8 protein-coding genes and 5 pseudogenes are annotated in these 10,938 nt (G+C 60.6%); 4 read left to right on the top strand and 9 right to left on the bottom strand.

Annotation, left to right across the window (positions count from 1 at the left end; genetic code table 11):
• Both GQ56_RS45315 and GQ56_RS47345 read right to left on the bottom strand, forming a co-directional pair.
• Positions 1 to 3,575, bottom strand: a pseudogene (locus GQ56_RS45315) (hypothetical protein); the annotation flags it as partial.
• 132 nt (positions 3,576 to 3,707) lie between these two features.
• Positions 3,708 to 3,782, bottom strand: a pseudogene (locus GQ56_RS47345) (ESPR domain-containing protein); the annotation flags it as partial.
• 789 nt (positions 3,783 to 4,571) lie between these two features.
• Between GQ56_RS47345 and GQ56_RS47340 the strand changes: the two are divergent.
• The 3 genes and pseudogenes from GQ56_RS47340 to GQ56_RS43510 all read left to right on the top strand — a co-directional run.
• The gene (locus GQ56_RS47340) at positions 4,572 to 4,832 is read left to right on the top strand and encodes a serine hydrolase (RefSeq protein ID WP_407638622.1); all 261 of its coding nucleotides are present in this window, start codon (positions 4,572 to 4,574) and stop codon (positions 4,830 to 4,832) included.
• A gap of 16 nt (positions 4,833 to 4,848) precedes the next feature.
• A complete protein-coding gene (locus GQ56_RS42620) occupies positions 4,849 to 5,247 on the top strand; it encodes a cupin domain-containing protein (protein WP_235212838.1) in 399 nt (132 codons plus the stop codon).
• A 183-nt stretch (positions 5,248 to 5,430) separates the two neighbouring features.
• Positions 5,431 to 5,640 (top strand): annotated as a pseudogene (locus GQ56_RS43510) (IS6 family transposase); the annotation flags it as partial.
• 151 nt (positions 5,641 to 5,791) lie between these two features.
• Here the strand turns inward: GQ56_RS43510 and GQ56_RS45310 are convergent.
• The 3 genes and pseudogenes from GQ56_RS45310 to GQ56_RS42615 form a co-directional block, all read right to left on the bottom strand.
• Entirely contained in the window at positions 5,792 to 6,055 is a 264-nt protein-coding gene (locus GQ56_RS45310; RefSeq protein ID WP_152602004.1) for a hypothetical protein, read from the bottom strand.
• A gap of 331 nt (positions 6,056 to 6,386) precedes the next feature.
• Positions 6,387 to 7,178, bottom strand: coding sequence for a class D beta-lactamase (gene blaOXA / locus GQ56_RS0138360; RefSeq protein WP_031403675.1), 792 nt, complete (start codon positions 7,176 to 7,178; stop codon positions 6,387 to 6,389).
• Positions 7,179 to 7,273: 95 nt separating this feature from the next.
• Positions 7,274 to 7,405, bottom strand: a pseudogene (locus tag GQ56_RS42615) (DDE-type integrase/transposase/recombinase); the annotation flags it as partial.
• Positions 7,406 to 7,641: 236 nt separating this feature from the next.
• On the opposite strand from GQ56_RS42615, the gene GQ56_RS0138355 reads away from it, so the two are divergent.
• Entirely contained in the window at positions 7,642 to 7,893 is a 252-nt protein-coding gene (locus tag GQ56_RS0138355) for a hypothetical protein (protein ID WP_031403674.1), read from the top strand.
• Between the two features lie 121 nt (positions 7,894 to 8,014).
• Here GQ56_RS0138355 and GQ56_RS0138350 read toward each other — a convergent pair whose 3' ends face one another.
• The 4 genes and pseudogenes from GQ56_RS0138350 to GQ56_RS42610 form a co-directional block, all read right to left on the bottom strand.
• Positions 8,015 to 8,971: a lysozyme inhibitor LprI family protein gene (locus GQ56_RS0138350; protein ID WP_235212837.1), complete on the bottom strand. Its 957-nt coding sequence runs from the start codon at positions 8,969 to 8,971 to the stop codon at positions 8,015 to 8,017.
• Positions 8,972 to 9,235: 264 nt separating this feature from the next.
• Positions 9,236 to 9,802: a polyhydroxyalkanoate synthesis repressor PhaR gene (phaR, locus tag GQ56_RS0138345; RefSeq protein WP_031403672.1), complete on the bottom strand. Its 567-nt coding sequence runs from the start codon at positions 9,800 to 9,802 to the stop codon at positions 9,236 to 9,238.
• A gap of 119 nt (positions 9,803 to 9,921) precedes the next feature.
• The gene (locus GQ56_RS0138340) at positions 9,922 to 10,662 is read right to left on the bottom strand and encodes a 3-ketoacyl-ACP reductase (RefSeq protein WP_031403671.1); all 741 of its coding nucleotides are present in this window, start codon (positions 10,660 to 10,662) and stop codon (positions 9,922 to 9,924) included.
• A gap of 120 nt (positions 10,663 to 10,782) precedes the next feature.
• A pseudogene (locus GQ56_RS42610) lies at positions 10,783 to 10,938 on the bottom strand (acetyl-CoA C-acetyltransferase); the annotation flags it as partial.

The raw sequence follows: 10,938 nt of genomic DNA, 5'->3' as shown, positions 1-10,938 counted from the left end.
GTCGACAACGACGACACCGCACTGTCCGTCGAGCTCAGACCGGTCGACAGCGAGCTGATGCCCGTCGAAGTCGACGTGGACAGCGAATCGATCGAGCTGTTCGCCGACGACAAGCCCGTCGAGGTCGATGTGGACAACGACGACACCGTGCTGTCCGTCGAGCTCAGCCCCGTTGACAACGAGTTGATGCCTGTCGAGGTCGACGTGGACAGCGAGGTGATCGAGCTGTTCGCCGATGACAGACCGGTCGAGGTCGAAGTCGACAACGACGACACCGCACTGTCCGTCGAGCTCAGACCCGTTGACAGCGAGCCGATGCCCGTCGAAGCCGACGTGGACAGCGAGGTGATCGAGCTATTGGCCGACGACAAGCCCGTCGAGGTCGAGGTAGACAGCGACGACACCGTGCTGTTCGTCGAGCTCAAGCCCGTCGACAGCGAGGAAATCGAGCTATCGGCCGACGACAGACCGGTCGAGGTCGAAGTCGACAACGACGACACCGTACTGTCCGTCGAGCTCAGACCCGTCGACGTCGAGGTCGACAACGACGACACCGTGCTATCCGTCGAGCTCAGGCCGGTCGACAACGAGCCGATGCCCGTCGAGGTTGACGTCGACAGTGAAGAAATTGTGCTATTCGCCGACGACAGCCCCGTCGAAGTCGACGTGGACAGCGAGGTGATCGAGCTGTTCGCCGATGACAGACCGGTCGACGTCGAGGTCGACAGCGACGACACCGTGCTGTCCGTCGAGCTCAGACCCGTCGACAGCGAGATGATCGAACTGTTCGCCGACGACAGACCGGTCGAGGTCGAAGTTGACAGCGACGACACCGCGCTATCCGTCGAGCTCAGCCCCGTCGACAGCGAGCTGATGCCGGTCGAGGTTGACGTCGACAACGACGTGATCGAGCTATTCGCCGACGAGAGGCCAGTCGACAACGAGTTGATGCCTGTCGAAGTTGACGTGGACAGCGAAGAAACCGAGCTATTGGCCGACGACAGCCCCGTCGATGTCGAAGTGGACAGCGAGGTGATCGAGCTGTTCGCCGACGAGAGACCCGTCGAAGTCGAGGTCGATAGCGACGACACAGCGCTGTCCGTCGAGCTCAGACCCGTCGACAGCGAACTGATGCCCGTCGAGGTCGATGTGGACAGCGACGTGATCGAGCTATTCGCCGACGACAAGCCAGTCGAGGCCGAGGTCGACAACGACGACACCGTGCTATCCGTCGAGCTCAGACCCGTCGACAACGAACTGATGCCCGTCGAAGTCGACGTGGACAGTGAGGTGATCGAGCTGTTGGCCGACGACAAGCCGGTCGACGTCGAGGTCGACAACGACGACACCGTGCTGTCCGTCGAGCTCAAGCCTGTCGACAGCGAGCTGATACCCGTCGAAGTCGACGTCGACAGCGAGATGATCGAACTGTTCGCCGACGACAGACCGGCCGACGTCGAAGTTGACAGCGACGACACCGTGCTATCCGTCGAGCTCAGGCCGGTCGACAACGAACTGATGCCTGTCGAAGTTGACGTCGACAGCGAAGTGATCGAGCTATTCGCCGACGACAAGCCCGTCGAGGCCGAGGTCGACAACGACGACACCGCACTGTCCGTCGAGCTCAGCCCCGTTGACAACGAGTTGATGCCTGTCGAGGTCGACGTGGACAACGAGGTGATCGAGCTGTTCGCCGATGACAGACCGGTCGACGTCGAAGTCGACAACGACGACACCGTGCTGTCCGTCGAGCTCAGACCCGTCGACAGCGAGCTGATGCCCGTCGACGTTGACGTGGACAACGAGGTGATTGAGCTACTGGCCGACGACAAGCCGGTCGACGTCGAAGTTGACAGCGAGGTGATCGAGCTGTTCGCGGACGACAGACCCGTCGAGGTCGAGGTTGACAACGATGACACCGCGCTGTCCGTCGAGCTCAGCCCCGTCGACAGCGAGCTGATGCCCGTCGAAGTCGACGTGGACAGCGAGGTGATCGAGCTATTCGCCGACGACAAGCCAGTCGAGGTCGAGGTAGACAACGACGACACCGTGCTATCCGTCGAGCTCAGGCCCGTCGACAACGAGCCGATGCCCGTCGATGTCGACGTGGACAGCGAGGTGATCGAGCTACTGGCCGACGACAGACCGGTCGACGTCGAAGTCGACAACGACGACACCGTGCTATCTGTCGAGCTCAGGCCGGTCGATAGCGAGCTAGTGCCCGTCGAGGTCGACGTGGACAACGAAGAGATCGAGCTATTAGACGACGACAGCCCCGTCGACGTCGAGGTCGACAGCGAGGTGATCGAGCTATTCGCCGACGACAGGCCTGTCGATGTCGAGGTCGACAGCGACAACACCGTGCTATTGGTCGAGCTCAGGCCCGTCGACAGCGAGCTAATGCCCGTCGAGGTCGACGTCGACAACGAAGAGATCGAGCTATTAGACGACGACAGCCCCGTCGAGGTCGAGGTCGACAGCGACGACACCGTGCTATTGGTCGAGCTCAGGCCCGTCGACAGCGAGCTAATGCCCGTCGAGGTCGACGTCGACAACGAAGAGATCGAGCTATTAGACGACGACAGCCCCGTCGAGGTCGAGGTCGACAGCGACGACACCGTGCTATTGGTCGAGCTCAGGCCCGTCGACAGCGAGCTAATGCCCGTCGAGGTCGACGTCGACAACGAAGAGATCGAGCTAGTTGCCGACGACAGCCCCGTCGATGTCGAGGTCGACAGCGACGTGATCGAACTGTTCGTCGAACTCAGACCGGTCGACAGCGAGCCAATGCCCGTCGAGGTCGACGTGGACAACGAAGAGATCGAGCTATTCGCCGACGACAGCCCCGTCGACGTCGAGGTGGACAGCGACGACACCGAGCTATTGGTCGAGCTCAAGCCCGTCGACAGCGAGCTGATACCTGTCGAAGTCGAGGTCGACAGCGACGTGATCGAGCTAGTAGCCGACGACAAACCAGTCGAGGTCGACGTCGACAATGAAGTGATCTGCGAATTTACCGTACTCGCAACCGCATACAGCTCGCTGCCGTTCACCGCGTCGGTACTGGTCGAGCTAATCAGGCCCGCAGCAACGTTCTGTATGCGTCGCTCAGTGCCAGCCCCCCCAACACTCACGACACCGCTGGCGCCACTGGCGCCCGCGAACGATCCATATGTGGTACCGCCAATCGTCGGACTGCTGACCGTGCCTGTACCGCCAGTGGCACTGGATGCGGCAGCGGTCGCAGAGGCGCCATTGCCGAGCGCCACCGAGCCAGCAACATTTGCTATCGACAGGGCCCCTATGGCAATAGCGTTGGACGCCGTCGCGGTCGCCGCCTGTCCAATCGCAATGGCCCCCTGTCCATTGGCTGTGCCGTTATTACCAATTGCGATGGCATAGATACCACTAACAGTGTTGTAAGCACCAATTGAAGTGTCGTAATTACTACTAGCCGTGCTCGAGTAACCAAGCACGACGGCGTCGGCACCTATTGACGTAGTCCCCTGCCCGATCGCGATGGCACTTTGACCCGATGCGACGGCGGCTGCACTTACAGGGGAGCCAATAGCTATGGAGCCGGCACCCGTCGCGGAAGAGGAAGTATTCGCAGCATACTGAGCATCGGCATCATGCATCTGCGCCCCCAAGGCTACCGCAGCCACGGCGACGAAATGTACAACCTTCAATTTCCTGGGCTTGCCTATGGCGGAGTCAAGCTCCGATACGGCAACCCATGCCCCCAGTGATTCATTCCAGACCGATCGATATGTCTTGTTCACTTTTTACTCCCGGCCCTATTTACTCACCAGGTCATCTTTAATATTGAATTCCCTTTATTACCGCCCCGAATCGGAATCTGCACTCTGGATTCAAACCAATATCCGAGGCCCACCATTACACTTCTCGCCAAGCGAGCCTCATTTCAAAAAAGCAGAAATTCCCTCGGCAAGTCTATCGATCACCCGGTTCTTAAAAGTGAACTTTAGTCACGCGCCGATATGCCCCGGTAAGTTGGTCGAACAGCACCCCACCCTTGAACCCATTGCGTGATACGCATCTTTTTTCCCTTTTTATGAGCATGCACTCGGAACCCCTTGCAGCAAGGGCCTCCAGGCTACGAAGGTCGTCTGGGACGCCTGACCGCCATCTAAAGCCACCTTCGTAAGCCGTTGATTTTTATAAAATCAATGAAGATATGTATTACGATATGCGGCCAGATCAGTCCGGCTTCGGTGACGCTAATGATGCGCACTCGAAAGATTTTCTTTTTCATCAGACAAGATTTCCTCGACGGTCGACAGGCCGGAGAGGACGTAATCTCCCACCTCTGTCCCAGTTCGGCCGTGTCGAATCCTCAAACCCCGAAGTTGCCCATGAAAATCTTTTTTCTGCGGCCTTCCTTATCGGCTTGCGACAGACAGGAATCTGACTTCCGAATCGAGCGAGTGCCGCGCGGATACTACAAGAAGCTCCAGAAATCGCACGATTAAGTCGCACCGCATCTGATTAATAGGATTAACAATTAACGACAGGAACTGAAGGATCAGCCCAATGAATTTTAGAGCCGCATCCCTTATGGTGATGACCGCCTTGGCATGCACGATCACACCCGTCAGCCACGCGGAGGACAAACCACAAGACAGAATCAAAAGCACAATAAGCTCTGGATCAACAAAACCGGCTCGACAAACGGCTTTGGCGCTTATGTCGCCTTTATTCCGCAGAAGCGGTTGGGGATCGTGATGCTCGCCGACAAGAACTTCCCCATCGATGAACGGGTGACCGCCGCATACCGGATTCTCACGTCACTCGCCGGCGGCGAACAATGAACAGGGAGACTCATCAGTGAAACGCATTTTTCTTCCTCTTATCCTGCTGGCGCTGACGAGCGTTCAGCAAGTCGAAGCTGTCGGTAATGCTCCGGCGGCCAAGGACACCATCGTTTTGCAACGGGTCCCAATCGCGGGAACGGATCGCGAGATGGGCATGGGCATTGCCGAATTTCCTCCAAACGCGTCAAAGCCTCGACATAAAGCGACCGGGCCTGAGGTCGCCTACGTGCTTGAGGGTGCGGTAATGGTGCAGGTCGATGGTCAGCCCACAAAAGTCGTTCGTGCAGGCGAAAGCTACCGGATGCCGGCTGGTGTCGTCCACGTCACAACTGCCGGACCTGCTGGCGCGAAGGTCCTTGCGTCCTGGGCCTGGGTACCGGGGAAGCCATTCAATATTCCAGTGCCGAACTGAGGCTATCTGCCCTCTCCCCCGACTCCCCTGAAATTCTTGTGCCGGCGCTGTCATGTCGGCAAGGGGGAGATCAGGCGCTGTCACGTTGGCGGTTGTGGTCAACCAAGATAAGGCGAAGAAACCGGAAGCGCTCTACAACGGCCATCGATTCCCCGCTGCGATCATCGGCCAGGCGGTCCGTTGATGCCGACCCGCGAACGCGAGCGGCGCATGCGAGGGGGTTCGCGATCCGAAGCGCACTCAGGCGCTCCTCACGACTTCGGGCCGATGCTCCAGCACTTCGCCCTGAAGCGGCAACTGCTGCGTGCTTCGCTTTATCGCAAACACCTCGCCGCACGCCTCTCGACGTGGCGCGGATTCACCGAGGTCATCCAGAATCCGTCTGCCGCATGAAACCTGCAGATCGCGCTCGCGACCCTTGTGAACATGATCCGCTAACGTGACAGCGCCCACACCACGTTCAGGTCGACGCGCTGTCGCATGCATTCCCGCTGCTGACCGCCCGACAGCCGATCCGGATTTCGGACGCGACGCTCGCCGCCGTTTAGTCAGAAGGGTCCTTCCGTTGCGGGTCGATCGGTTGCGGAGCAACCTGGTACACATGCCAACGATACGGAGTGCCATTCCGCGGCGCGTGCGCGAATCCGCGTTCCGGGAGCGAATCCTTCGAATGAAAAGCATCTGGATGTTCGAGGCGCAATTTTTCGACAACCTGATCGATACGATCGATGCCGAATGACGCCGCGTCCATCAGCACGTAACGTGCCGTATCTGGTAGACGAATAGCGATTGAACAGGGTTCATCCATGTTTTTGTAGCGTATGAAACCGGCACACAGGCCGTGATCCCACAGGTACCGACAGTGGCGTTACTTAAGCCATGTTGAGTTATCCTTTGCAGTCCTACAAGTGCCGGACCGGGCGATTTTGCAATGCTTCACAACGCTTACCGGCCGTAAGCTCGCCGAGCGGCATTGTCAACTTGCTCGACAGTTGGACAAGTTGACAATGCCGGCCGGGGAAATCCGCCTGCTGAACTCGACTGGATTGGCGCGATACCGATCACGAAAATGACCCGTGCACTTCGCCGGACGCAGCTAGAGGCGGCCACGGTTGCTTGCTGACTCGTGTGAACGAGTCTCAGCTCGGTAATGCGTTGAGAGACCGCAATACCTGTCGGACGATTTTCTCGCGCTTGGGCAAGTCTTCCATCCGGTTCGGCGTATCGATGTTGAGCGCGAAGAATACCGGGCCGTCAGGCCATTCAACCCATCCCACCCACCAGCCTATTGTCCCGCTCCACCCGGATTTGGCGCGAAGAATCCAGTCGCGCCCCGCCTCATTGATCAGGACATCCTTGACGATCAATTGGTGTTCGACGCGGAACGGCAATGTGTTGTTGTAGAGCCGGCGCAAGAAAGCGATCTGTTCCTGAGCCGATATTGCAAGATCCCCGTCGACCCAGAACGGTTCCGCGCCACTTGAGAGGGCGTTCCCGTAGGGAATCTTCCGCATATATGCGGCTTCTTTTTCTCGACCGATTTCTTTTGCAAAGCGCTCGAAAACCCAGACTGCCGAGTTGCGTACGGCAGAGCGCAAGTCCTGCTCGTGATTCCACGCTTCGATAGGACGCTTTACACCGTCCCAGGGAATAATCTGGAACTCGTCGCGCAATACGCCGGAGTCGAGTGCAATCAGGCTGTGGGGAATCTTGAAGGTTGACGCGGGCGACAGGCGTTGCGCAGCGCGCTCGCTGTCGTGCACGGAAACAACTTCCTTGCCTCCCCTAAGGTCGGCTACGACAAGCGTGCCTCGTGCGTTGGCTTCGGTAAAGTATTTTCCCCAGGTTTCTTCGTCAGGTACAGCAGCAAATGCGCCGCTTGAAACTGCGACCGTGGTGAAAGAGGCAAGCAAAAAGCGACGTCGATTCAATCTTGTGTAGTCCTCGTCAAAATTCCATCATCGCCAGACCAGGTTCTGCCAGGCAATCAGGGAACGCTCGATGGTAGCATTTCACGGAAATGCGCGATCGTCTCCGGCGACTTGCCCTGACGCCCGATGGTTTTTCGGAAAAAAACTTTGGCTGCGGCCACATCGCGTTTCGCGCTGAACACGAAGTCCACTGTCTGGCCGGTTCGACCTACCGCTCTGTATAGATAAACCCGTTTAGTGTCCGGCGACCCAAAAACGAGCAGTGCGCGGCGATGCGGCCCGGATACCCGGCGCGCTCACGTTCCGTCGTCGAACCGGACTGGAGAGGTCCCGTCATTCCGCGCGAAACCGCCCGTTGGCCCCGCCCCGACGCCAGCCGGCCGGCGAGAATCGTCCCGGCGCCACGGCCCGCCATGCGAAAATCCCAGCGTCCACCCTTTTCAATCGACCCAACGGGGCTCGTATGACCACTCACATCACGATCGAATTCACCGAACACGCAGCAGAAGCCATCGGCGAGCAAACCGGCACCAGCTTTTCGTATGACCAGGGCGCGCACGTGCCGCAACCGGGCGATTTCGTCGAGCTCGAGCATTCAAGCCAGACGTTCCTCGTAATCGGCCGCGTATTTTCGCTGAAGGCCAATCACAGCGCCGTCAAGCTCGTGCTCGACCTGCCCCCGCACGACGACGAACCGGGATTCCCGGCGGACTGAACGTTTCCGGGCCGGTAACGTCGGCGCACCGCGCGCGTCCGGCCCGCCCTGGAACACATTGCTCCGCCGGCGCGCGCAAAAAAGCCCGCCGAAGCGGGCCGATGTCACGCTGGTTCGGGACTCACGGAAACTTCGCCGCGGTCAGGCACCGCTCGAACCACACCGCATCGTCCCCGTCGCCGATCGGCCACATTTCCGCGTCGAGCGGCGGCAACCCGGCTGCCGGCGCCGACGCGCGGCTATCCCCGCCGGACACGTCCGCGCGCATCCAGCCCGATTGCGCCCCACCGTTGTCGCATGCACTCGCATGCGCCTGTGCCTCGCAGAACGCCACCGGACGCACCTTCCCGCCGTCGGCCGCGCTCACCGAGCGGTATTGGTACACCGCACCGGTCGCCCAGTCCTCGCTCTGGCTGCAGACCCGCTCGCGATGCTGCACGTGAACCGCGCCGAAACAGGCATACGAAACGTGTGCGCCACTCGCGTCGTCCGGAATGAAATCGCAGTTGGCATCGAAACCGGTGAGCGGGCCGCCCGAGTATTTGGCGAGCCATCGGCGTTCGGCCAGCGCTCGCGCGATCAAGCCCTTGTCCGAGTGATCGGCCAGCACGGCAGTGCGCCGATCGATAGCCTTGCGCACTTCGTCGACGGCCAGCGGGTGGCCCGCGTAGTCGGCATCGAGACGGTTGTTGCGTGCGTCGATCCAGCGGCGCTGGCTACGCACCAGCATGTCGCGGATCGTGATGTCCGGCGCGGCCTTCAGTACGCCCGCGAAGGCCGCATTCATGCGTGCATCGGCCGCGCGCAGCGTCGGGCTCGCGCAGATGCGCCTTTCGATCGGTTGCACGGCCTTCGCGCAATCCATTGCCAGGCCAGGGACGGCAACACCAATCCCCACCACGAACGTCGAAGCAAGACCGGCCAGCCTGCCGGCCCGCGCCATTCGAATCCCGCCCATGCTTTCTCTCGGTTTGTTTTTCTCGGTCGCACCGCGCCGACGCGGTATCGCCCATCGCGTCCTGCCATGCCCGGAAACCGGTATCGCGCTTCGCCGGGCGGCGCTGCCGATGGTACGCACGTCGACGCAACCGCACCTCATCGGGCACGGCGCGAAGTGGCCGCCAAGCGCAGAGAACCGGATCGGGATCGGCGGAGCGGGACAACGGTCATGCCGCCTGCTTCCGGCGCGTGCCCCGATATCGACGGTCACGAACGACCGTCAACCTTGTCGCCCGGCGGGCGGCCGTCGTCGCGAATGCACGAGCAGCTACGCCACGCCGCCCTGCTGCGCGGCTCCGACGCACGACGGCGTGCCCGCCGTGGCCGGCCTGCCGCGAATCGGCTACTTCTTCTCCGGCTCCGTCGCGCCCGGCTGCTTGAACGGGAACGTGCTGAACATCGACTTCGCCTGGTTCTGCATCTGCTCCTGCATCTGCACGAACATGTTCTTCGACTGCTCGATGTAGCTGGTCATCATCCCCTGCATCATCGGCGCCTGCATGTTCATGAACTGCGACCAGACTTCCGGATTCATCGCATTGGTGTCGTACAGGTTCTTCGACTGATCCGCGAGCTTGTTCTGGATGTCGATGAACGCCTGGATGTTCTTTTCCAGGTACGTGCCCATCATGCCCTGCATCGCATGACCGTAGAAACGGATGATCTGCGACAGCATCGACGACGAGAACATCGGCACGCCGCCGCTCTCTTCCTCGAGGATGATCTGCAGGAGGATGCTGCGCGTCAGGTCTTCGTTGGATTTCGCGTCGACGACCTTGAAGTCCTCCTGCTCCAGCACGAGTTGCTTCACGTCGGTCAGCGTAATGTACGTGCTTGTCTCTGTATCGTAGAGCCGACGGTTCGGGTACTTCTTGATGAGCCGTTCGGCCGTCTTCTTTGTAGTAGTCATGTAACGCCTTTGAGTGCAGCGTAGCGCAAGTGACGAATCCCCGCCGCCCGAATCCGGGAGGCGGGGGCCTTCGGAACACGTCCGGCTGCGCGGCCACCCGGCCCGCGCAGCGCGGACGATCAGCCCATGTGCAGGCCGCCGTTCAGCGAGAAGTCGGCGCCCGTCGCAAAACCGGAATCGTTCGACGCGAGCCACGCGACGATCGAACCGATTTCCTCCGGCCCGCCGAGCCGCCGCACCGGGATCGTCGCGACGATCTTCTCGAGCACGTCGGGGCGAATCGCCTTCACCATGTCGGTGCCGATATAGCCCGGCGACACGGTATTGACCGTCACGCCCTTCGTCGCGACTTCCTGTGCGAGCGACATCGTGAAGCCGTGGATACCGGCCTTCGCGGTCGAGTAGTTGGTCTGGCCGAACTGCCCCTTCTGGCCGTTCACCGACGAAATGTTGACGATCCGGCCCCAGCCGCGCTCGACCATGCCGTCGATCACCTGTTTCGTTACGTTGAACAGGCTCGTCAGGTTGGTGTCGATCACGGCGGTCCAGTCTTCGTGCGTCATCTTGCGGAACACGACGTCGCGCGTGATGCCCGCATTGTTGACCAGCACGTCGATCTCGCCGACTTCGGCCTTGACCTTGTCGAACGCTGCCTTGGTCGAGTCCCAGTCGCCGACGTTGCCTTCCGACGCGATGAAATCGTACCCGAGCGCCTTCTGGTCCTCGAGCCATTTCACGCGACGCGGCGAATTCGGGCCGCAACCCGCGACGACCTTGAAGCCGTCCTTCAACAGGCGCTGGCAGATGCTGGTGCCGATGCCGCCCATCCCGCCAGTTACGTACGCAATTCGCTGAGACATAAATCTCACTCCATTTTTTGGTTTCGAGGGCTGCCGGCGGCCCCCTCTGACTTCACGTGCGCCGGTCGAAGCCGCAATCGGCCGGCGCCCGGATTTGGTTCGCGGGTCACGCGCCGCCGGTTACGGACGCTCGACCGCGAGCGCGACCCCCATCCCGCCGCCGATGCACAGCGACGCCAGCCCGCGCTTCGCATCGCGCCTGACCATCTCGTGCAGCAGCGTCACCAGGATCCGGCAGCCCGACGCGCCGATCGGGTGACCGATCGCGATCGCCCC

Source organism: Burkholderia paludis (assembly GCF_000732615.1).
Classification (GTDB): Bacteria; Pseudomonadota; Gammaproteobacteria; order Burkholderiales; family Burkholderiaceae; genus Burkholderia; species Burkholderia paludis.
Note: the sequence above shows the minus strand (reverse complement) of the source record. Positions and strands in the feature narration are given on the sequence as shown.